The 23,089-nt window shown below is 59.5% G+C and carries 14 protein-coding genes; 7 read left to right on the top strand and 7 right to left on the bottom strand.

What is annotated here, in order from left to right:
- The first annotated feature begins 362 nt into the window (after positions 1 to 362).
- The gene (locus C8K66_RS21555) at positions 363 to 1,781 is read left to right on the top strand and encodes an amino acid permease (protein WP_017844578.1); all 1,419 of its coding nucleotides are present in this window, start codon (positions 363 to 365) and stop codon (positions 1,779 to 1,781) included.
- 45 nt (positions 1,782 to 1,826) lie between these two features.
- Here the strand turns inward: C8K66_RS21555 and C8K66_RS21550 are convergent, their stop codons facing one another.
- Together C8K66_RS21550 and C8K66_RS21545 are read right to left on the bottom strand one after the other, a co-directional pair.
- On the bottom strand, positions 1,827 to 8,348 hold the full coding sequence (locus C8K66_RS21550; protein ID WP_256591019.1) for an NEL-type E3 ubiquitin ligase domain-containing protein: 6,522 nt from the start codon (positions 8,346 to 8,348) through the stop codon (positions 1,827 to 1,829).
- 62 nt (positions 8,349 to 8,410) lie between these two features.
- Positions 8,411 to 9,559: an OpgC family protein gene (locus C8K66_RS21545; RefSeq protein ID WP_079442933.1), complete on the bottom strand. Its 1,149-nt coding sequence runs from the start codon at positions 9,557 to 9,559 to the stop codon at positions 8,411 to 8,413.
- Between the two features lie 222 nt (positions 9,560 to 9,781).
- On the opposite strand from C8K66_RS21545, the gene C8K66_RS21540 reads away from it, so the two are divergent.
- From C8K66_RS21540 to C8K66_RS21530, 3 genes are read left to right on the top strand one after another with little or no spacing between them, the layout of a single operon-like run.
- The gene (locus C8K66_RS21540; RefSeq protein WP_046384565.1) at positions 9,782 to 10,156 is read left to right on the top strand and encodes a GtrA family protein; all 375 of its coding nucleotides are present in this window, start codon (positions 9,782 to 9,784) and stop codon (positions 10,154 to 10,156) included.
- Complete coding sequence (locus tag C8K66_RS21535; RefSeq protein WP_046384564.1) at positions 10,153 to 11,127, top strand: glycosyltransferase family 2 protein; 975 nt, start codon at positions 10,153 to 10,155, stop codon at positions 11,125 to 11,127. The genes C8K66_RS21540 and C8K66_RS21535 overlap by 4 nt, the downstream gene beginning before the upstream one ends.
- Positions 11,124 to 12,695, top strand: coding sequence for a glycosyltransferase family 39 protein (locus tag C8K66_RS21530; protein ID WP_108525884.1), 1,572 nt, complete (start codon positions 11,124 to 11,126; stop codon positions 12,693 to 12,695). The genes C8K66_RS21535 and C8K66_RS21530 overlap by 4 nt, the downstream gene beginning before the upstream one ends.
- A 78-nt stretch (positions 12,696 to 12,773) precedes the next feature.
- Here the strand turns inward: C8K66_RS21530 and C8K66_RS21525 are convergent, their stop codons facing one another.
- Positions 12,774 to 14,393, bottom strand: coding sequence for an FMN-binding glutamate synthase family protein (locus tag C8K66_RS21525; protein ID WP_057004330.1), 1,620 nt, complete (start codon positions 14,391 to 14,393; stop codon positions 12,774 to 12,776).
- A 303-nt stretch (positions 14,394 to 14,696) separates the two neighbouring features.
- On the opposite strand from C8K66_RS21525, the gene C8K66_RS21520 reads away from it, so the two are divergent.
- On the top strand, positions 14,697 to 14,975 hold the full coding sequence (locus tag C8K66_RS21520) for a type II toxin-antitoxin system RelE/ParE family toxin (protein WP_108525882.1): 279 nt from the start codon (positions 14,697 to 14,699) through the stop codon (positions 14,973 to 14,975).
- 8 nt (positions 14,976 to 14,983) lie between these two features.
- Positions 14,984 to 15,289, top strand: coding sequence for a HigA family addiction module antitoxin (locus C8K66_RS21515; RefSeq protein WP_017844583.1), 306 nt, complete (start codon positions 14,984 to 14,986; stop codon positions 15,287 to 15,289).
- An 80-nt stretch (positions 15,290 to 15,369) separates the two neighbouring features.
- Here C8K66_RS21515 and C8K66_RS21510 read toward each other — a convergent pair whose 3' ends face one another.
- The 4 genes from C8K66_RS21510 to C8K66_RS21495 are packed head-to-tail and all read right to left on the bottom strand — an operon-like array spanning position 15,370 to position 21,467.
- On the bottom strand, positions 15,370 to 16,761 hold the full coding sequence (locus tag C8K66_RS21510; RefSeq protein WP_046384561.1) for an ATP-binding protein: 1,392 nt from the start codon (positions 16,759 to 16,761) through the stop codon (positions 15,370 to 15,372).
- On the bottom strand, positions 16,758 to 18,572 hold the full coding sequence (locus tag C8K66_RS21505) for a DAHL domain-containing protein (RefSeq protein WP_046384560.1): 1,815 nt from the start codon (positions 18,570 to 18,572) through the stop codon (positions 16,758 to 16,760). Before C8K66_RS21505 ends, C8K66_RS21510 begins: the two co-directional genes overlap by 4 nt.
- A 10-nt stretch (positions 18,573 to 18,582) precedes the next feature.
- Positions 18,583 to 19,569: a cytochrome-c peroxidase gene (locus C8K66_RS21500; protein WP_108525880.1), complete on the bottom strand. Its 987-nt coding sequence runs from the start codon at positions 19,567 to 19,569 to the stop codon at positions 18,583 to 18,585.
- 23 nt (positions 19,570 to 19,592) lie between these two features.
- Complete coding sequence (locus C8K66_RS21495) at positions 19,593 to 21,467, bottom strand: bifunctional diguanylate cyclase/phosphodiesterase (protein WP_108525878.1); 1,875 nt, start codon at positions 21,465 to 21,467, stop codon at positions 19,593 to 19,595.
- Positions 21,468 to 21,724: 257 nt separating this feature from the next.
- On the opposite strand from C8K66_RS21495, the gene C8K66_RS21490 reads away from it, so the two are divergent.
- Positions 21,725 to 23,071, top strand: a complete 1,347-nt coding sequence (locus C8K66_RS21490) for an HD domain-containing phosphohydrolase (protein ID WP_079442941.1) — start codon at positions 21,725 to 21,727, stop codon at positions 23,069 to 23,071.
- Positions 23,072 to 23,089 lie beyond the last annotated feature (18 nt).

Raw genomic sequence — 23,089 nt, 5'->3', positions numbered from 1 at the left:
CCGCCCGATGGGCTGAAAGTATTGAAGCAGAGCCTTCGGCTGGGTATATACGGCCTAGGTAGGGGCATGACGCTGCACCAAAGCTGTGCAATACTCGGCGCGCGTCAAACGGAGAAAATCCTTACGCTATCCAGGTAATGCCCCTCCACAAAAGCCGCTTTTACCGCGAGTTCTCGCTGAATCTTGCCGTTTATTAAGTGAAAAACCCTGGGTTGAGCTTTTTATACTGCACCCCCGCTGAACTGGCCCTGGCCAGACGGGTTGGCCCATGAGGCGAACCCGGTGTGAGGCGTCCTGGCAGACCTGCTGCGACGTCGAGTACTCGGTGGCTTAATCCAATAACAAGACGAGGTTGTACCCCTATGCCAGTTGGCAACCACCTGCCTCATGGCGAGACCGCTCAGGGCGGCCCGCTGAAACGTGAACTGGGCGAACGGCATATTCGCCTGATGGCCCTCGGCGCCTGCATCGGTGTCGGCCTGTTCCTTGGCTCGGCCAAGGCCATTGAAATGGCCGGCCCGGCGATCATGCTCTCTTACATCATTGGCGGCCTGGCGATCCTGGTGATCATGCGCGCGCTTGGCGAAATGGCGGTCCACAACCCCGTCGCCGGCTCGTTCAGTCGCTATGCCCAGGATTACCTCGGCCCGTTGGCGGGCTTTCTCACCGGTTGGAACTACTGGTTCCTGTGGCTGGTGACCTGCGTTGCGGAAATCACCGCCGTGGCCGTGTACATGGGCGTCTGGTTCCCCGATGTGCCGCGCTGGATCTGGGCCCTGGCGGCCTTGATCAGCATGGGCACGATCAACCTGATCGCGGTCAAGGCGTTTGGTGAGTTCGAGTTCTGGTTCGCCCTGATCAAGATCGTCACCATCATCGCCATGGTGATCGGCGGCGTCGGCATCATCGCGTTCGGTTTCGGCAATGACGGCGTGGCGCTGGGGATTTCCAACCTGTGGGCCCACGGCGGCTTCATGCCCAACGGTGTGCAGGGTGTGTTGATGTCCCTGCAAATGGTGATGTTCGCCTACCTGGGCGTGGAAATGATCGGCCTCACCGCCGGTGAAGCGAAGAACCCGCAGAAGACCATCCCGAATGCCATCGGCTCGGTGTTCTGGCGCATTCTGTTGTTCTACGTCGGCGCGTTGTTCGTGATTCTGTCGATCTACCCGTGGAATGAAATCGGCACCCAGGGCAGCCCGTTCGTGATGACCTTCGAGCGTCTGGGCATCAAGACCGCCGCCGGCATCATCAACTTCGTGGTGATCACCGCTGCCTTGTCGTCCTGCAACGGCGGCATCTTCAGCACCGGGCGCATGCTCTACAGCCTGGCGCAGAACGGCCAGGCCCCCGCGACCTTCGGCACCACCTCGCGCAACGGCGTACCGCGCAATGCGTTGCTGCTGTCGATCGCTGCGTTGCTGCTGGGCGTGCTGCTCAACTACCTGGTGCCGGAGAAAGTCTTCGTCTGGGTCACCTCGATTGCCACCTTCGGCGCGATCTGGACCTGGGTGATGATCCTGCTGGCGCAGCTCAAGTTCCGTAAGAGCCTGAGCCCGGCGGAACAGGCGGGCCTCAAGTACCGCATGTGGCTGTACCCGGTCAGTTCCTACCTGGCATTGGCGTTCCTGGTGCTGGTGGTGGGCCTGATGGCGTACTTCCCGGACACCCGCGTCGCGCTGTATGTCGGCCCGGTATTCCTGGTGCTGCTGACGGTGCTGTTCTACACGTTCAAATTGCAACCGACCCAGGTTGCCCAAGGCGTCGCGCGCTCGGCGTAACGCTTGTTCAAGGCGGCCTGTGGCGCACAGGCCGCCTTGATGCGCTCAGTCGCGCGGCAACGCGTGAAGGGCGGCGTCCGTCAACTGGCCGATGAGGCGGTTGCGCTCGGCGGTCTGCGTGTCGATCAGCGCTTGCAGGCGGTCGAGGTGTTCATCGGAGTGTTTGTCCGGCAGCTCCTTTTGCAAGAGCCCGATCTTGTAGCGGGTCACTTCCTTGATCGTCAAGAAGGGCGCGGGAAAGCGTCGTTCCAGGTAGTCGAGCCAGAAGTCGCAGGTTTTGTATGCGTTCACCAGCCCAGGGGAATCCTTCAACCCGCGCAGCATTTGACGCGCCTGTTGGACATCGTTGTCGACCACGCCGTACCCCTCCACTGAATACAACATTTGGTCCGCCTGGACCGGCAGGTTGAATTCCTCGCGCAACATCACCCGATAGAACAGGGTGATTTCGGCGGGGTCCGGCGAACGCCCTTGCGCGGTCAAGCGGCTGATGTGATCGTCGGCGAACTGGTCGAGCTGCTCCAGGTAATACACTTGTTTGGCCAGGCCGAGCAGTTCGCGGTCGATGCGGTTTTCGTCGTATCGAGCGAGGGTCTGATGCACTCGGTGCATGAGCTCCATGTTGTTGAACAGCAGTATGGCGCCGTCGCCACAGGTGCCCGCCGCATGGGTGTTGAGGAACACTTTTTCGCGCAGCTCGGTGGAGTTGCTCAGGCCATCGAGCAGGTTCCAGACCCGGAATGTCAGTTTTTTACGTGCATTTCCAGCGATGGTGTACTCCAGAGACTTGGTCAAGTCCGCCAACACTCTGAAGACATCATCGGGACGGGCGCCTTCATGGCTTGACAGACCGTTCCACAGTTCTCTGGCGCTGTCGTGTTTAAAGGGTTTCAGGTGGACCAGCCAAGGCAAAATGCCGCGTTCGGCGGGCGGCGTGTGGGCGATGCCGGGGAGGGAGCCCCCTACGGCCATGCCAATGTCGACTTGGTATTGCCTAATGCGCTGCAAGGTTTGGGGCGACAGCGGATTGTCATGCAGGAACGTCGAACGATTTCGGATGATGGCTCTGGGGTGGGTAAACACGCGCTCGGGAATGCTGGAGATCTGGTTTTCCTGCAAGTACAGGGTGTTCAGATTCGCGTGATCTGCGGCGCCGATCGGCCATTGTTGGGTATGGGTTGCTCTTAAATCCAAGGTCGAGAGTTGGCTCATTCGCGTGACGTCGAGCGTGATCCCCAGGGGGTTGTAACCCAGGTTGAGGTTTTCCAGGTTGACCATGGCGGCGAGGCGTGCGGCGGACTCCTCGGTTAAAACCAGCGCGTTGCCTTCCAGGTTCAGGCGGGTGAGTTGCGTCATCTGAGTGATGGCGCTCGGTAGCTCGCTCAACTGGCAGTCGATTTGCAGGGCCCGTAAGCCTGGGAAGAGCGCGAGGAATGTATGGCCCGAGGCGGGGAAGCTGTCCCCGGCGATACTCAGGTGCTCGATGTGCTCGAAGCCCCTGAACCCGTTGATAAAGGCCGCCGTGGGCAGATCGATGGTGTCCAGTTGCAATGTCAATGACTCCGCATGAAACAACCCATCGATGTAGACCTGTGGCGGCTCATCCCGTCGCCAGGCCCTGCGCAGTGTGTTGGCGATATGGCGACGACGGCCCAGATGGAGGCCCAGTGGGTCGGTTTCGTCGTTGTCGGTGTCACGAGGGGTGTCGCTCCAGCGGGTCAGTTCAATGTCCATGAAGCTGTATTCGGCCTGGCGTCGGTCAAGCTCGATCAGGGCGGCCGGCTCATCCAGGTTGAGCCAGCGGATGAAGGCGCGGGCGGTGTCATTGTCGAACCGGGGGTAGAGTTCCTGGACCCTGCTCACCAGGTCCGGCGCGCGATTACCGCCGAATGGCCACAGCCAGTTCCAGACGGGGTACACCAGAAATGAGCGATCCAGGCCCATCGGCGGTTGCAGCCAGGGTTGCAGGTGCGGCAGGTCCAGCAGGCTTTTTATCGCCACGCGCTGGGACAGCGCCAGCTTGGCGATCTGCTCCTGAAGTGGCGCGAGGTCGTCTTCATGTGTGATTCCCAGCGTGCTCCGTTCGGTGTCGGTCAACGTCTGGATGATGGCTGACAGCAGGTTGCTGCCGCTGCCGACGGGCGCGGCGAGAGGCGCTCCTTGTGAGTCGTAGGCGTGGTAGACCTGGTGTTGCTTGACCAGCACTTTTTGGCGCGTCCCGGCCGGGTTGCCGGCGGCTTCGATGCTGGAGCCGCTGAAGTGTCGGTCGCGGACTTCGATGTGCAGGTCGCTGGGCCAGCCGGGCACGGTGTTGAGCAGGTGCAGGATGATCCGGTCGCTGTCCGGGTTGATCAGGTTGTCCAGGTACAAGCCCTCGAAGGCGCGGTTCAGACGCACCTCGTGGGCGGTCAGTCGGGCTGTTTCGCCGAGGCGCAGGCTCACCTTGCCGTGTTCGTGCAGTTGCTTGAGTTCGCGGGGCGTTGCGTGGTCGAGGATGCTGTCGACGGTGTTGTTGGGTAAGTCGGCATGTGCGGCCTTGAAGCGTTCGCGCGCGACGTTGGGGCTGCGGTGCTCGCTCTCTTGGTAGAGCGAATTGAACAGATGGTTGGTTTCTTTCTCGGCGAACTCGACGATTTTTTTCACCAGTTTGAACAAGCGCTCTTCAGCGGAGCTGGGCAATTCGCCCAACAAGGCATTGATCAGCGTGTCGTAGCCGGTGAGTTGGTTCAGCAGGCGGGCGTCCCTGTAGTCCTGCTCGGTCACGAGGATTGTTTCAGCGTTCGGGCCCGCACTGGCCGGGTATTGATAGCGCACCTCGTTCCCGGGGCCGACGATCTGCAGTCTGTGGTTGTCCGGCCATCCCTGCAACGCGGAGATCACCAGCAATTGCAGGGCCGGCTCGGCTTCCTGGGTGTTGGGGTTCACCCGCAGTGCATTGATGAAGTGTTGAATCTGTTGCTCGATCTTGAAGCGTTTGCAGGTGTCGGCCAACAACGGCGGCACCGGGTGGGTGGCACGGTGTACCTGGCGCAGCACGTGGTCCGGGGTGTCGGTCAGGGCGAGGATTTGACTGGCCCGTTCCTGCGTAAACGCGTAGTCCTCGTGCCCCAGGCGGTGGAATAGCTGGTGGGTGTCCCAGGTCATCGGGTTCTCGCTGGCCAGGCGCCAGGTGCCCTGGCCGTTGTGCTCCAGGAGCGGGGTGTCGACACCGATTTTTTTCGGGTGCTTGAGCCGCCATTTGAACAGCGTTTTATCGAAGACGATGCGGAACAGGCTGCCGAACAGCGGCAGGTATTCGTTGCCCTCAATCATGAAGATCCCGTCGGTCCTGGGTTTGAGGCCAGGTGACAGCATTAGGTTGTGTTGGTAGGGCACCAGCGAGCCATTGACCAGGCTGACGTGACCTTGGGGGTTGCGTCGGGCGCTCATGTTGTCCCCCAGGGTTTTGCGCAGGCCCTTGGCGTCGGTGACACTGCTCATGCCCAGTTGTTGACGTTCGTGGGGGTGGAGCACCGAGGCGATGGCCAGGTAGAAGCTGTCTTGGGCGGGTGAGACGGGGATTTCACTGTCGTTGCGGATGTCATAGGCCTGGTAGCGACCGCCGGGGTGCAAGCGCAGGTTGACGGTGAGGTCGTCCGCACCGCTGGGCACGAAGGTCTCGCCCTGGCTGACATCCGTGACCACGAAGGGACGCTTGAGGGTGTCGCGGATCAGCGCGCCGGCAAATTCCCGGGCCCAGAGGTCAGTGTCGGCATTGAAGTCGCGGGGGTTGTACAGGCTGTCGATCACCGCGTCGATGCGCAACGCGGTACGTTGGCGATCGAGTGTTTCAACGAACGCTACCGGCAAGGTGCCACCGCTCAGAAACGCCTCTTGCTGGCGTGCTGTCAGCGGGTGCTCGGCGAGCAATCGCGCAAGGTTGGCGGCGGTCAGGGGCGGGTTCAGGTCGCGCAGTTTTTTCAACAGGGGCGTGACGGTAATCAAGGCCGGTGACACCTTGACCGGCAGAAACCGTCTTGCCGCCGGTGCGGCGGCGAGTTCCGCTTTTTCGTAGCCCCAGTAATCGAACAGCGCCGAAAACAGCGCGTGGCGCTCGAGGCTTGCCAATGCGCCAACCTGTTGGCGTACGCTGCTGACGCGCGCGTCCTCGGATGCGTTGGGTTGGTCCTCTTTACCCAGGGCCGAGTCGCGTGGTTGCTGGCGGATGATCAGTTGAAGCAGGTGCTCGTTGCCCTCGGGGCCGCTGCCCGCGTCGTTGAGGTCTGTGTAGCTGCCATCCTCGCGGCGCTTGAGGTTGATGGCATGGGCGCGTGGGGGTGGTTGCTCGGTTTTGCCGTAGGTCTCGATCCGCGTGCCTTGTGCATCGTGGATATGCAGCAGGGTGTCGGTCGGCCAGCCGTTGAGTTGGGTCAGCAGGCAGAAGACCGTGCTGTCGGCATGCGCCGGCAGTTGGCCGGGTTGGGGGAACCGCTCGATGATTTGCTGGATGACCTGATCGACCTGCAGTCGCCGGGCGCCTTCGATCAGGTTCAACGGTGCCGGCTGGGCGCGCCACACGCGATCCAGCGTATCGCGAGTGGTGGCGGTGCTGCGTAGCATGTGTTCAAGGTCGGCCGACGGGATCGTCGACGCCCCGTTGGGCAGCATGCGTTGCAGCAACTCCGGGTTGGACAGGAGATGGGCATTGTGCAGATCGAAGGTCCAGGCCTGGAGCTCTGGGGCGAATATGATCGCTGGGGTGTAGCCGTCTTTACCGCGTGTGAGTACATAGCGTTTGTGCGCGTCGTCGAATTTGACTTCGATCAGCACGTCCAGCTCGCCCTGGCGCAGTTTGGCGTAGAGGTGACCCTCGACCACGTAAATGCCCAACGCGTTGGGCGTGATACCGTTGACCAGGCGCTGGTTGTCGTGGGCATACGGTTGGGCGTCGGCTTTCCAGAGCCCATGGCTGCCGTCGGCGCGCGTGATTTTGTACGGGTTGCCGAGTTTTTCCAGGTACGCGTGCATGCGTTGGCGATGGGCCCTTCCGGCGGTTGAGATCAGCTTGCCGCTGACGGCCAGGTCGGTGACATCGGCCAGCGCCGAGGCAAATCCGCTGGCTTCGCCCTTGGCCAGCTCATTCACGCCTTGGGCGGCGCTGTAGGTCAGGCTGCCCATGACCGCGAGTTGCATGACCCGGTTCATGCCGGTGACGCCGCCGGGCAATGGCGTAAGCAGCATCTGCAGCACTTCACCGGCAATCGCCGCCGCCGCATCTTTGAGGGCTTGCCAGTCTTTTTCCGAGCGGGTTTGCGCCAGTGTGTCGAGGTCTGACTGAAAGCGCTGGATCTGGCGATAGGCACACGCCTGCACCAGGGTGATTGCGCGCCCGGATTTGATGTCGGTGTTGAAGCGGATGTTGTCCAGGGTCTTTGTTGAGAAGGCCAGGTGAAAACCGTCGTACACATAAGCGCCTAACCAACTGAACCCCTTCAGATGCGGCGCTTTGTTGATCAGTGATCTGAACACCGACAGCCCGATCAACGGCAATTGCCGGGAGAACCAGCCCAAGTCTTTTTTCGCGTGGCTGTCAGTGAGTTGTGTGCGAAACGCGTACTCGGCGGCCTGGGCATCGTCGTGGTATTGCAACGCCCCGCCGGGACGGAAAGGGAAGTAGGACAACACGCCCAGGCTGGCCACGCGAATCAGCATTAAGGGCACGGGGATGCAACTGTCCCAGGGGACGAAGGGCACGGAGATCAGGGGGGTGATACCGGAGCTCAGGTTCAGCGTGTCGAACGGCAATTGCGCACCAGTGCCTTCGATGGCGGCGTTGAGTCGCGTGTAGATCTCGAGGGTGACGCCGGTAGTGGCACGGTTGCGGTAGGCTTCGATTACGTCGAACAGCAGGCTGGCCTTGGCCGACGCCTCGAACAATGGGCGCAACGGCCCGCCCGGCGCCATGGCGGTACGGGCTTTGTCGCGCAGTTGAGCGCCCAGGTCCAGCGTGCGGGCGGCTTCGATGAAGGCCAGTGCGCCCAGGCTTCTGTCGTTGTCCGGCCCCACGATATAGCTGGCTTCCACCAGGCTGAAACCCGAGTCCCCGTGAATGGAGTGGGTGAAACCGTAGTTGAGGCAGGCCGCTTCCCACAGCGACATGTGCTTGAGATGCTCAATGTAATGGAAGTCGTAATGGGCCCGACGATAGCGCGCGGCGGGCAAGGGCACGGTATTGAGCGGAAGGAGCGGCTGCGGCGGGTCCCAGGGGAAGCCCTGCTCCCGTTTCTCTTTGTAGCGGGTGAACAGGGTGTATTGCTCGGGATCGCGCCCGCCGATTTTTTCCCGCAGTTGCGCAAGGCCTTGAGTCTTGAAGTCGCGGGTCAGCGCTTGCTGGGCGTGTTCCAGAGCGGTCAAGGCGCTCAATGCCTCGCGTTGCAACCTGACGTAGCGGGCTTTTTCCTGTGGGTTCAAGCTGCTCATGGCTTGAATCACGTTGTTCTGAATCTGCTCAAGGGCTTGTTGCCGTGACCAGGAACTGCTGGACTGCAAGTTGCCTGATAACCCGTTGAGTCGTTGATAAGTTGACATCAGCCATACCCTTTCACGATAAGTGGAAGGGCATGGAAGCACCGTCGCGAAAACGGCCGGGGCTATCTATTTAATGATGACGTGGGCAGTGAGCGACGCGCTTGCAACCTGCTGTCCAGGCGTTTGTTGAATTCCAGCCAGGTCGCCAGAGCGCCCATCAACACCACGCCTGCCAACGCGCTGAATAGCTGCATGGCCAACGCGTCGCCGGCCAGGGCGTTGAGCATGTCCGCCAGCGGTGCGAGCAGCACGCCGAGACAGAACACCTCCAGGGAATAGCGGCCCATGCGGCAACTCTGTTGCGCCAGCCAATGGCGGGTCCAGCCGGCATGGGGCAAGAGCTTGGCGGTGACATAAGCCAGCGCCAGGAAGTGCACCAGGCGCACCGGCGACAGGTCGGTCTTGCTGATGGGGTACAGCCGTTCGCTGAGCCACGCGGGCATCAGCGCGTCATGCACCTCGGGCCAGCGCCAGGCCAGCGTGATGATCGCGGCCAGCAGCGAGTAGCCCGCCGCTGCCACAAACAGCGGCTGACGCAGCAGCGCGCGGCGCTCTGCCGGGCGTGGCCGGCGGGCATGAATCGCCGCCGCGCCGCCGAGCACAAACAGCAACTGCCAGGTGACGGGGTTGAAGTACCACACGCCATCGGCAATCGCCCGCAGGTTCCAGCCCATCCACGGCGCCAGCAGGTACACGCTCAACGACACGGCCACCACCGCCCAGGTCTGGCGCAGCAGCAACGGCAGCACCAGCGGCAACCCGCCGAGCAGCACGATGTACAGCGGCAGCGGGTCCATCAGGTTGGGCTTGAAGCGCAACAGCAATTCATCGGTGAGCGCTTGCTGCGGGTGGGTGACGAAGTGCGTCAGGCCCATCTCTTCGACCAGGTCGCGGGTTTCCACATGGCTGTTGGCGAAGAACACGATGCCCATCAGCATCGCCAGCAAAAAGATATGCACCACATACAGCACCCAGGCGCGCCGCAGGATTTTCAGCGAGGCGATCCAGTAGCCGTCGCGTTGCAGGACGTTGCCGTAGGCCAAAACGGCGGCGTAACCGGCGAGGAACACAAACACCTCTGCCGCATCGCTGAAACCGATGTTGCGCAGGGTGATCTGGCCGAGGGGGTTGTGGGGGACGTGATCCCAGAAAATGAAGATCAACGCCAGGCCCCGAAAAAAATCGATGCGCGGGTCGCGTCCGTTCAGCATGGCAGCGGGCTCTTGTACGAAAGGTTTAGTAATGACTGGCGCGCGCGGCTGTTGTCTTACGCCGCACGTCGAGCGGGCGCAGGTTGGCGGTATTTGTAAGCGATTGCAAAGGCTGGGTATTACTGAATGTCTCAATGGCGTGGGGGGCTACCTGTTAATTCTGACAGTAGACGGACCGCAGGCGCCGTGGCTTGCTAGAGCAAGGCCTGACGGGGCAACGGTATGACCAGATTGTGGAAGGGATTCTCCAGCTACACAGTGATTGGCATCGCCAATACGCTGATCCATTGGCAGCTGTTTTTCGTGTTCCGGGCCGCATTGGAGCTCAGCCAGGCGGTGAGTAATGTCCTCGCGTTTTGCGTGGCAGCGTCCTTTTCGTTTTATGTCAACGCGATCTACACCTTTGCCATGCCCCCTTCGCTGCCGCGTTACGCGCTGTTCATGGCCTGCATGGGCGGTGTGAGCCTGGGCGTGGGGTGGCTGGCGGATCGTTGGCAGGTGCCGGGGATTCTCACCGTGGCGGTGTTTTCGCTGATCAGCCTGGTGTGCGGGTTTTTGCTGTCCCGGTGGGTGGTGTTTCGCGAGCGTGGGCAATGAGGGTCTCGCTGGTGGTGCCTGTGTATAACGAGGAGCAGGCGCTGGGCGTGTTTTACCGCAGCGTGCGGCAAGAGGCCTCGTTGCACGAGCAGACGCTTGAGATCGTGTTTATCAACGACGGCAGTTCCGACCGCACCGCCGAGCATGCCCGGGCTATCGCCTTGGCCGATAGCGGCGTGGTGCTGATCAACTTCTCGCGTAACTTCGGCAAAGAAGCCGCGCTGTTCGCCGGGCTCGAATATGCCACCGGAGATGCGGTAATCCCGATGGACGTGGACCTGCAAGACCCGGTCGAGGTCATCCCGCACCTGTTGGCCGAATGGCAAAAAGGCGCCGACGTGGTATTGGCCAAACGCAGGGATCGCTCCAGCGACGGCTACCTCAAACGCCGCAGTGCGTCGCTGTTCTATCACCTGCTCAATCGTATTTCCTACACACACATTGAAGAAAACGTCGGCGACTTCCGGTTGATGGACCGCAAGGTGGTGGACGTGATCAAGGCCTTGCCCGAGCAGCAACTGTTCATGAAAGGCGTGTTGTCCTGGGCCGGCTTCAACGTCGCGATTGTCGAGTACGACCGCGCGCCCCGTGCTGTCGGCCAGAGCAAGTTCAACGCCTGGAAACTGTGGAACCTGGCACTGGATGGAGTCACCTCGTTCAGCACCTTGCCGCTGCGGTTGTGGAGCTATATCGGCGGCGGTATTTCGCTGCTGGCGCTGGTGTACGCCGGGTATCTGGTGGTGGACAAAGTGTTGTTTGGCAATGCGGTGCCGGGGTATCCGTCGTTGATGACGGCGATCTTGTTTTTGGGTGGGGTGCAACTGATCGGGATCGGGATATTGGGCGAGTATGTGGGGCGGATTTATATGGAGGCCAAGCATCGGCCGAGGTATGTGGTGAAGGATGTGTTGAATAGTTCAGGTAAATGTCAATTTCAAAGGCCGGATAATGAATCGGAGATGAGTAAGTGAACCTAAAAAATACGTTGGCTTCAATTGGGTTTACGCGTGATTTGCCTTTTTTTTTAATGATTGTCGGGCTTGCTGTAGCACTCCGATTCTATAACTTAACGGGTGCGTCTATCTGGTCTGATGAGGCATTTAGTCTGTTGTTTGTCACGTATTCGTACTCTGATATATGGGTGTTGAGCACTGTGGATGTTCACCCGCCTCTTTATTATTTTATACTGCGGGCCGTGATGCAGGGGGCGGGCAGCGATAGCTTAATCTGGATGAGGGGGTTCAGTGCAGTCGTAGGCGTCCTGAATGTAATTTTGGGTATGGTATTAGCCAGGCTGATCTCTACGCGCCGGGCATCCTTGATAGCCGGGTTATTTCTTGCCTTGTTGCCTATTGCAGTGCGCTATAGCCAGGATGTACGCATGTATGCGCTGATGGGGTTGTTACTAACGGCTGCCACAATCGCACTGGTGTGTTGGGTCAGGGATTCTGCCAGAACAGGCTACTTGGTGATCTATGTGTTACTGATGGGGGCGGGGTTTTATACTCATTATTTTGCAGTGTTTTGTGCGCTTTCACACTGGCTGTACATTGTGTTTCTGCAGTTTCGCAAGCCTGGAGTGAATAGCTATATATCAGCTCCGGCTTGGTGGTTGGCAAATATTGCGATCGCTCTGCTATTTGCCCCCTGGTTACCGAGCTTTATCAATCAGACTCATAACACTTGGGCGATAGGGTGGATTTCAGAGGTAACGTGGTACAGCTTGCCTTCCGCAATATGGCGATTTCTTATATTAGAGGATGCTAAGGATTATCAGAGCGTGGTTTATTGGATGTTGCCCGTGGTGTGTTGGATAAGTGGTTTGGCAGTTCTTTTCAATGACAAAAGCAAATGGTCTTCTCAGGTGTTAATTGCTGTGTGTTTTTTTGTTCCTGTGCTAGGGGGTTTTCTCATCTCTTTGGTAAAACCTTTGTTTGTAGAGCGATATTTGTTTTTTTCGGCAGTAATGCTTGCTGTTGTTATGGCTGTGGCCGTTGATAAAATTAAAAATGCGGTGTTGTTTGTAGTCTCGACTATGGTATTTTTAAGTGTTGAAATTTTTGGATTGATGAATTTTTATTGGGGTGAAACCACAATGAATAATCCAAGTAGGGTTCAGGTTGATAAAATGAATGAGCTGATGCTTGAGTATGAGCAAGGGCGTAGGCCGGGCGATGCAATAATTGTATATGATCCCTATATATTTTACGCTGCAATTTATTACGATAAAGGCAGAAGCAGGGTTTTATTATATACGCCGCCTACTTCGGATGGGCGATCAGGCCGACCCAATGGCAAAGGTTTTTCTATGCCGATGGATAAATATCCAGAGAGCACTTATGTCGATAGCTTTGAAGGGCTTATCCCGCCAACTCGTCGCGTATGGTGGATCGCAAATTTTGAGCAGGCGCAGCGGTCCGCCATTCGATTTCCCCATAACTGGCGCTCTGTACATCAAGAGCGTAAAGGTGATCAGATTCTTGAGCTTTATGTTATATGCGAAGCGAATCCGATAACTGATGTTGAGGTATGCGAGTAAGCCGCTGATGATGAATGTCGGCGGCTGCCCCTGTCTTTTTCCTGTAGGTGTTCGTATGGGGAGGAGGCAGGATTGTGCTCAAGCCACTTTTACTTCACTGGGCTCAAAACTATCCGCCCGCGCCATCTGCCACATGCGCGAATAAAACTCGCCGTTCACTTCCCCAGTCAGCAATTCCCCAGGCTTGAGGAACACATGCAGCTGTGAGAACAGCTTGATCTCGGTCGCCGACATGCGTCGCACCAGATGCTTGGCCGACAGTTGCGACGGGTGTTCCAGGCCCGCTGCCGCGAGCATTTCGGCCAGGGCCTTGAGGGTGTTGCGGTGGAAGTTGAACACGCGCTGGGCCTTGTCCGGCACGACCAGGGCGCGTTGGCGCAGTGGGTCCTGGGTGGCGACGCCGGTCGGGCATTTGTTGGTGTGACAGCTTTGCGACTGGATGCAGCCGATGGCGAACATGAAGCCGCGCGCCGAGTTGGCCCAGTCGGCGCCGATGGCCAGGACGCTGGCGATGTCGAAGGCGCTGACGATCTTGCCGCTGGCGCCGAGTTTGATCTTGTCGCGCAGGTTCAAGCCCACCAGGGTGTTGTGGACGAACAACAGGCCGTCGCGCAGCGGCACGCCGATGTGGTCGGTGAACTCCACGGGCGCGGCGCCAGTGCCGCCCTCCTTGCCGTCGACCACGATAAAGTCGGGGAGGATGCCGGTTTCGAGCATGGCCTTGGCGATGCCCATGAATTCCCACGGATGACCGAGGCAGAACTTGAAGCCCACCGGCTTGCCGCCGGACAACTCACGCAATTGGGCGATGAAATGCATCAACTCGATAGGCGTGGAAAACGCGCTGTGGCGCGACGGCGAGACGCAATCTTCGCCCATCAGGATGCCGCGTGTCTCGGCGATTTCCTGGGTGACCTTGTGCTTGGGCAGAATCCCGCCATGGCCAGGCTTGGCGCCCTGGCTCATTTTGATTTCAATCATGCGTACTTGCGGGTTCTGGGCCTGCACCGCGAAGCGTTCCGGGTCGAAATGGCCGTCGCGGGTACGGCAGCCGAAGTAGCCGCTGCCCAGTTCCCAGGTCAGGTCGCCGCCGTTTTCGCGGTGGTAGGGGCTGATGCTGCCTTCGCCGGTGTCGTGGGCGAAGTTACCCAGCTTGGCGCCCTGGTTGAGCGCGCGGATCGCGTTGGCGCTCAGAGAGCCGAAGCTCATGGCCGAGATATTGAATACCGAGGCCGAGTACGGCCGCTTGCATTGCGGGCCGCCGACCATCACACGAAACGAGCTCGGGTCAGTCAACGGCGCGGGGCGCATGGAGTGGCTGATGAACTCGAAGCCCGACTGGTACACGTCGATCAAGGTACCGAAGGGTTTGTCGGCGGTTTCGTTCTTGGCGCGCGAGTAGACCAATGAGCGTTGCGCCCGGGAAAAGGGCAGGGCGTCGCTGTCGGACTCCAGCAGGTACTGGCGGATCTCCGGGCGAATGCCCTCGACCAGGTAACGGATATTGCCCAGGATCGGGTAGTTGCGGCGTATCGCGTGGCGGCTTTGCAGCAGGTCGAAGAGGCCGAGCAGGCTGAGGACGCCGGTGACCAGGGTAATGGGCCATAACCATTCATGTTCGACAAAGGGCAGGCTGGCGAGGGTAAACATCACGCATACGGCAAACACCGCGTAGCGGCTTAGCAAGGACAGGCTCATACGGTTACCTTGGGATCGGACTCTTCTGGTCGGTGCGGCATTCTGCGCCAGTAAGGAAACCCTGAACAACCTGTAGGTGCATTCGCTTGGGTCGCATAGACACGGCGGACTGGCCCGATATAGACAGTTGGCGTGAGGCGTTCCGGCCTTACCTCTAAGGCCGTTCCAGTGTCTGGAGCGGCTTTTTTTGACGGCGGCACTGACCGCTCGTCGCCCTCCCTCAGCGCCTATTCAACTGTCGGTTGAATATATCGACAACCCATGTAGAACTGGTCATTAACGAATAACGTTAAGCATTAAGCGATGATCAGAAGCTTTAAATGCGCCGAAACCCCAAAACTGTTTGAAACCGGTCGAACCCGACGTTGGTCCGCTGTCGTTTCCGTGGTGGAACGACAGCTGAGCATGCTGGATGCGGCGGTTGAACTCGCTGACTTGCGCTCACCGCCCGGGAATAGGCTGGAACCGTTATACGGTGACAGAGGGGGGCAACACAGTATCCGAATCAATGGTCAATTCCGGGTCTGTTTCATTTGGGGGCCTCACGGCCCTGAAAATGTTGAAATTGTGGATTACCACTGAGGTGAATGATGTTTAAGAATGGCATGCGACCTGTACATCCTGGGGAAATACTCAAGGAAGAGTACCTGGAACCGCTGGGCCTGACCGCAGCCGCTCTCGCAAGGGCGCTGCATGTTTCCGCCCCTACGGTGAATGACATTGTATTGATGCGTCGGAGCATCAGTGCGGACGTTGCATTACGCCTGGCAGTCGCGTTGGAGACATCTGCACAGTTCTGGCTGAACCTGCAGACCGCCTATGATCTGCGCACTGCGGAAATTGCCAAAGGCGCCCAGATTTACAAAGAAGTCGAGAGAGTTGCGCATTGCGCATGAGCTCGTATCGGGTCCTATTCGAACTCGATGGAAAGTTCGGGCGTTGATCCAACCGTTGCGTGATGCTTTTTCGAACGGGCCTACACCGCTGTTTGGCGAATGGGCAGCACTACCCGGAACGTGGTGCCTTTGCCCAGTTCGCTGCTGACGGAGATTTCGCCATGGTGTTTCTTGACGATGCCGTAGGAGAGTGACAGCCCCAACCCCGTGCCTTCGCCCACCGGCTTGGTGGTGAAGAACGGATCGAAGATTTTCAGCTGGGCGTCCGGGGCAATCCCGCAGCCGTTGTCCGCGATTTCCAGCCAGATGTTCTCGCCGTCCACGCCGTTGCTGATGGTTATGGTGCCGCGCTCCGGCCCGATGGCTTGCGCTGCGTTGATCACCAGGTTCATCACCACTTGGTTGAGCTGCGAGGCCAGGCATTCGATTTCCGGCAAGGGCGCATAGTGCTTGATGACGTCGGCTTTGTACTTGAGCTCGCTGGCGACGATGTTCAGGGTCGAATCGATGCCTTGTTGCAGGTTTGCCCACTGCCAGGTCTGGTCGGTGTCCACTCGGGAAAAGTCTTTCAAGTCCTTGACGATCTGCGCCACACGGCCAATGCCTTCCTTGGATTCGTGAATCAGTGTCGGAATATCTTCCCTGAGAAAGTCCAGGTCCAGGCGTTGGCGCAGGGCTTGGAGCTGATCATCGCCGATCGCGGCTTCGGCCTGGCGGTAGGCATCGAGCATCTGCTGCAGCTGTTTGAAATAGCCTTCGAGGGTGCCGAGGTTGGAGGAAATGAACCCTACCGGGTTGTTGATCTCGTGCGCCACGCCCGCGGCCAGTTGCCCCAGGGACGCCAGTTTTTCCGATTGCACCAACTGGCTTTCGAGCTGTTTGCGTTCGTCGATCTCCTGTTGCAGGGCCTGGCTGGCCTGGGTCAGCGCTTGGGTACGCTGTTCCACCAACAGCTCCAGGTGGCTGGTTTGCAAGGACGCGCGGCGGGCCATGTCCCATTTGGCGGTCAGGGTGTTGGCCATTTGCTGGACTTCGATATTGTCGAACGGCTTTTTCAGGATCAGCAGCCGGTCATGGGCACGCAGGCGAAACAGCAGCTCTTCCCAGGAATAATCCGAGTACGCCGTACACACCACCACCTGCAGGTTCGGGTCGACCTTCCACAGTTCTTCGATGGTTTGCGCGCCGTCCCAGCCCTGGGGCATACGCATGTCGACGAAGGCCAGGGCATAGGGCAGTTGCGCCGCCATGGCCGCCTCGAGCAGTTGTAAACCTTCCTGCCCACCGTAGGCGGAGTCCAGCTCGAACAGCGGGCTTTGCGGCTGTTTGTCGCTGGTGCCGAACAGCGCGGCTTCCATCGCGTCCAGGGCCTGGTTCTGTTCCAGGGGCGGCTTGAGGATCTTGCGAAAATCTTCGTGAATCGAGGGCGTGTCGTCGATCAGCAGAATGCGCCGGTTCGGTGGTTGGTTCATGCGGGGCCTGCAGCATCGTTGAGGGGGATTTGCAAGGTGAACAGCGCGCCTTTGCCCGGACCATCGCTATAGGCGGTAAGCCGGCCATTCATTTCAATCGCCGCCAGGGCGCAGCTGTGCAGACCGAAGCCATGACCTTCCTTGCGAGTGGTGAAGCCGTGGGTGAAGATCCGCGTCATGTTTTCGGCGGGGATGCCTTCACCTTCGTCTTTGACGCTGATTTGCAGGATGTTGTCCTCTACCGTCTGGATCGACAACGTAATCTGCCGAGGCCGGTCGGTCAGGTTGGACATGGCGTACTTGGCGTTGCTGATCAGGTTGACCATGATCAGCAGCAGCCGGTGTTTGTCGGCCATGATCTGCGGTACGTCGGCGTATTCCTTGACCACCGTCACATGATGGCGATTCAGCGCGCCGGAATTCATGCGCAGCGCGTCGTCCATCAGGGCGCTGACCTGCAAGGGCTCCAGCACGCTGGAAACGCCGGCGTAGGATTGCTGGGTGGAGACGATGTCCTTGATGTGGTCGACGCTTTTGCTCAATTGCGCCAGCTCGTCGGTCAGGCCCTGTTGCTCGACGGCGATGGCTTCCACCAATTGGTTGAGGTAGCCCGGCAGCAGTTTGCCTTTTTCGTCTTCGCGCAGGTAAGTGCCCAGGTCATCGGGGTGTTCGTTGATCAACTGCATGGCCTTGCCCAACCCCAGTGCTTTGCTGGTGCGCAGCTTACGGGCGACCAGGTCGGCGGAGATGTTCACGCTGTTGAGCACGTTGCCCACGTTGTGCAGCACATTGGTTGCGATTTCCGCCATGCCGGCCTGGCGGGCGCTGTCGAGCAGTTCGCTTTGCGCATCCCTGAGCTGGCGCGTGCGTTTTTCCACGCGCTGTTCCAGGCTGGCATTGGCGGTGTGCAGGGCGCGGTTGACGCGGTTGATCACGGTGAAACTGCGCAACAGCCTGATGGCCAGGTACAGCAGCAATGCCACTAGCAGGGTGGAGAACACCAGCAAGTAGTTGTGATACTTCTGGTCGATCAGGTCGGCGGCCTGCTGATCCTGGTTGAGGTGGGTGGTCAGTTCGTCCAGGCGTTCGGCCACGGGAACCGCGGCGATGCGTTCCAACAAGGTGTTGACCAGCGGCTGTTCGCGCAGGATCAGCGCGACGTGGTTGCTGAGAATCTCCACCGGCAGGTGGAAGTCGGCCGGCAAGCGTTCTTTGTTCACCGCCAGCAGGTTCAGGCCCAACAGAATCTCGGCCGCGCGGTCGTCGCTGGCAACCTGGGCGAATTCCATGCTGCTGAGCAGCAGGTCATAGGTGTCGGTGGCCACGCTTTGCAGCGGCAGCCGCTGCTCGTCATCGAGCCGCGTGAACGCGGCCTGGATATCGTTTTCAGCGGTCGGCAGGAACGCCAGGGAGTTGCGCAGCACTGCGTTATGGGACTTGAACTGGTCGACCAGCCGCGCTTTGTCCTGGATCGCCGCCTGACCGGCATCCAGGCTGGCTTGCCAGCCGGGCAGGTCTTTGGGCGCGTGATACGACTCGTGCTGGCGCAGTTCCTCCCAGATTCTTGTGATCTGCGTCAGCGGCGTCACCAGGGGGTCGTAATTGTGGGTCAGGGCGATTCTGGCCTTGAGCACCTCACTGTCCCACTGGGCGTTGAGCTGCTGCATCTGGCGGATCAGGTCGCGGGATTCGGTGTAACGGCTGGTCTGGTCAGTACTTGATTTGATGTACAGGAACACCAGTATCGATGCCAGCAGCAGGGTCGCGGTGCCCAGTAGTAGTTGGATGACGTAGTGGCGGGAGAGTCTCATGACCGTCTGCTCATAAAGGTTTGCCCGCCCATTGGCCGGTCAGGGTCTTGAGAAACTTGATGATCTGGTCCTTGTCTTCCGCGGAGGGCACGCGCCCCAGTTGGAATCTGAACATCACATCCACGGCTTCTTCGAGGGTCTTGGCCGAGGCGTTGTGAAAATACGGCGCGGTGACGGCGACATTGCGCAGGCTGGGCACCTTGAACACGTTACGGTCTTCTTCGTCGTGGGTCACCAGATAGCGGCCCAGGTCGGTCTCGGCGGGCGTGCGGCCCTTGAAATAATCATCCATCACGCCGAACTTCTGGAACATGTTGCCGCCGATATTCATGCCTTGATGGCAGGCGATGCAGCCATATTCCTTGAAGCGTTGGTAGCCGTATTTTTCTTCGATCGTGAGGATATCGGTATTGCCCAGCAGGTATTGGTCGAAGCGGGAGTTGGGCGTGAGCAGTGTGCGTTCATACGTCGCCAGGGCATTTTGCACGTTGGCCGCCGTCACGCCGTCGGGGTACACCTGACTGAAGGCGGCCTGGTACTGCGGCATGGCGGTGAGGTTGTCGACCACGGTTTTCCAGTCGCTGCCCATTTCCACCGGGCTGATGACCACTTGTTCGATCTGGGCCTCGAGGGTATCCACCCGACCGTCCCAGAACTGCTTGAAATTCAGGCTGGCGTTGAACACCGTGGGTGTGTTGAGTTTGACCGGCTTGCCATCAAAGCCCAAGGAAAACGGCTTGTCATCGCCCCCGCCCGTTGCCAGCTGGTGGCAACTGGCACAGGACAGGCTGTCATTGACCGACAGGCGTTTCTCGTTGAACAACTGGCGGCCCAGCTCAACTGTTGCCACATCCAGCAGCGGCACCGGCGGCAGTGGTTTGAGCGGCTCATCCAGTGGCGCGGCCGCCGCGGGCAGGGCGGCGCCAACCCCGAGGGCGACGGCAAGGCCGAGTGCCCAGGGTGACGGGCGAGGAGAGCGGGTGAGGGGACGGATCAAGCGTTCGTTCCTTGAATAGACAGTCACTGGGGGGGCATCAGGCTGCGTTGCCCGGCTTGCATCAATTGGGCGAATTCAGCGGCCGCCACGGCTTTGCTGAACAGGAAACCCTGGCCCTCCTCACAACGGTGGGCTCTGAGGAACGCCAATTGCTCAAGCGTTTCGACGCCTTCAGCAATGATGTCCAAGTCCAGGCTCTTGCCCAGGCTGATGATGGCACTGATCAGTTGTGCGTCCTGGCTGTTTTCGCCCAGGCCGCGCACGAAGGATTGATCGATCTTCAACACATCGATGGGAAACCGGCGCAAGTAACTGAGGCTGGAATAGCCGGTGCCGAAATCGTCGATCGACAGCCGCACGCCCAAGGCTTTGATGTCTTGCAGGGTGACGAGCGTGTCTTCGACGTTTTGCATCAGTACGCTCTCGGTGATTTCCAGTTCAAGCAAACTGGGCATCAGGCCGGTGCGTTGCAGAATGGCCGCCAGGTTGGCGACAAAATTGCGCTGGCGAAAATCAATCGCCGAAATATTCACCGAGATACACACTGCAGGCAGGCCGGCGGCGCGCCAGGCTTGTGCTTGCTCGCAGGCTTGGCGCAACACCCATTGGCTCAAGGGCACGATCAGGCCGCTGTCTTCGGCCACGGGAATGAAGGCTGACGGGTAGATCCAGCCGTGGTCGGGCTGGTGCCAGCGAATCAGGGCTTCGGCGCCGACGATCCGCCCGCTGCTCAAATCCAGTTTCGGTTGGTAGTGCAATATGAACTCATTGCGCTGCAAGCCCTGCCGGATCGCGCTTTCCAGGCTCTGCTGGGCCTGGGCGCGCAGGTTCATCTCGTTGACGAAGAAACTGAAGTCGTTGGGGCCATGGGCTTTGCTGGTGTGCATGGCGGTTTCGGCGTTCTTGATCAGCTCCACCGCGCTGAAACTGTCGTTGGGGTAAATGCTGATGCCCAGGCTTGCGGTGACATTCAAGTCATGCCCAGCCACATAGTGTGTCGTGCTGATGGCGCCGAGCAGTTTTTCGGCAATGTACTGGGTTTGCTGGGGATGCTTGATGTCGTTGAGGATCAGCACGAACTGGTCGGAGCCGTAGCGAAACACCGAATCCGACGCGCGCACCGTGGCCACCAGGCTTTGGCTGACCTGCTTGAGCATTTCATCGCCGACCGGATAGCCCAGGGCATTGTTGATGCGCTTGAAGCGGTCCAGGCCGATAAACATCACGGCCAACTGGGTGTCATGGCGCCTGCAGACGGCAATGGCCTGCGTCAGCCGGTCGCCCAGCAGGGTGCTGTTGGGCAGTTCGGTCAGGGCATCGTATTGCAGCAGGTGTGAGACCTTCAGCAGTTCCTGCACGCGTTCTTCGACCGTGCGCTCCAACCCCATCAGTTTGAGCGCGGCATCCTGGGCCAACTGCCATTTCCAGGTCAGCGCGCTGGCCATCTGGCGGATTTCCAGGTTGTCGAACGGCTTTTTCAGGATCAGCAACTGGTCGCTGTATTGGATGCGCGCTTCGATGGCTTCGAAGGAATAGTCCGAGTAGGCCGTACACAGGGCGATCTGCAGGTTCGGGTCGACGTTCCACAGTTGTTCGATGGTTTCCAGGCCGTCCCAGCCCGGCGGCATACGCATATCGATGAACACCAGGGCGTAGGGCGCGTTGTCGGCCACGGCCTGGTTGACCAGGGCGAGGGCTTCCTGGCCCTGATAGGCAGAGTCCAGCACAAAAGTCTGGCGCACGGTGGGGGCGGTGCCGAACAGGGTTTCTTCGATGCTGTCCAGGGACTGGCCGCCTGTGGTATCGGCGCACAGGATCTTGCGGAAATCCTCGTGGATGGAGGCCGCGTCATCGACGATCAGCACCCGTCGATTGGCCCTTCCTGAGCACGGATTCATGGCTGACACCGGGACGCAGGCAACTGAAGATTCTTACGCATCGGGCTTCCTTACCTTGAATGCTTCAATAAACAGGGAACAGTCATGGCTTCATGCTACTAGCATAGCCGGGTCCCTTGAATAAGTACGCCAGTTGGCGTCAAATCACCCTCAGTTACCCCAGCGTGCATCTAGCGCTCATTGCTTATGCAAGTACAGCGATCGATCACGCCAGGGCGCAATGAAGCAACCGAGTACCATCGCCAGGAGGTGTCGCCATGGATGAACAAACTGCTACGACGTCCCCTTACCGACCTACTATTTTGCTGGTCGACGATGAAGAATCGATCCTCAACAGCCTGCGCCGCCTGCTGCGGGGCCAGCCTTATGATGTGCTGCTGGCCAGCAGTGGTGCCCAGGCCCTGGAAATCATGGCCGCCGAGCCCGTCGACCTGCTCATGACCGACGCGCGCATGCCCGCGATGGACGGGGCGATGCTGCTGGCCGAGACCCACCGCCTGTACCCGGCCACCACGCGCATCCTGCTGACCGGCTATGCCGACATGACCATGATGATCAAGGCGATCAACGAAGGTCAGATCCACCGCTATATCAGCAAACCCTGGAACGACGAGGAAATGCTCCTGACGTTGCGCCAGTCCCTCGAACACCAGCATTCCGAACGCGAGCGCGTGCGTCTTGAGCAGTTGACCCGCGATCAGAACGAGCAGTTGAAGGCCCTCAACGCCACCCTGGAAAAGCGCGTCGAAGCGCGCACCAGCGAGCTGCAGCAAACCGCCGACATGCTCGACCTGGCCTACGACGAGCTCAAGCGCAGCTATGTGACCGGCACCGAAGTGTTTTCGCTGCTGGCCAACCTGCGCCTGCCCAAGCAGAAGCAGACCAACCGCCAGTTGATCGAGCTGATCCGCGTGTACTGCAAAGCCCAGGCGCTGGACGAAGCCAGCGCCCGTGACCTGACCATGGCCGCCGCGCTCTACAACATCGGCAAATTGAGCTGGAGCGACGGCATGATGGCCGTCCCGTCGGAACTGCTGCACAGCAACGACCGCGAACGCTATCGCGCATACCCGGCGCAGAGCGAGTCGTTGCTGATGACGCTCGAGCCGATGAAGGACGCCGCACGGCTGATCCGCCATCACCAAGAGCGGTGGGACGGCACCGGGTTTCCCGATCACCTCAAGGGTGAAACGATTCCCTTAGGCGCGCGCTTGCTCAAACTGGCGGTGGACTTCATCGAACTGCAGAAGGGCCTGATCCTGGAACGGCAGATGAACAGCGATGAAGCGCTGTTGTACATCCGCAAGTACGCGGGGCGGCTCTATGATCCGGACATGGTCGAAGACTTCGTCCTGGCCTGTGCCACATTCCTCAACGACGTGACCCTGGGCGACCCGAGTGTCAAAGTGCTGAGCACCCGCGAACTGGCCGACGGCATGATCCTGGCGCGCAACCTCAACGCCGATAACGGCATGTTGCTGCTCAATGCCGGCAAAGTGCTCAACTTGCCGCTGGTGGACAAGCTGATCGCGTTTGAAGCCATGGAGGGCGCCAAGTACAGCGTGTTTATCCGCGAACCGGAAGAGCCGCATCTTTTGAGCTGAGGCGCTTCATGGGATCAT

The sequence above is a fragment of the Pseudomonas sp. GV105 genome (assembly GCF_003058185.1).
GTDB lineage: Bacteria > Pseudomonadota > Gammaproteobacteria > Pseudomonadales > Pseudomonadaceae > Aquipseudomonas > Aquipseudomonas veronii.
The sequence above is the reverse complement of the archived record's forward strand: the minus strand, read 5'-3'. Positions and strand labels throughout refer to the sequence as shown.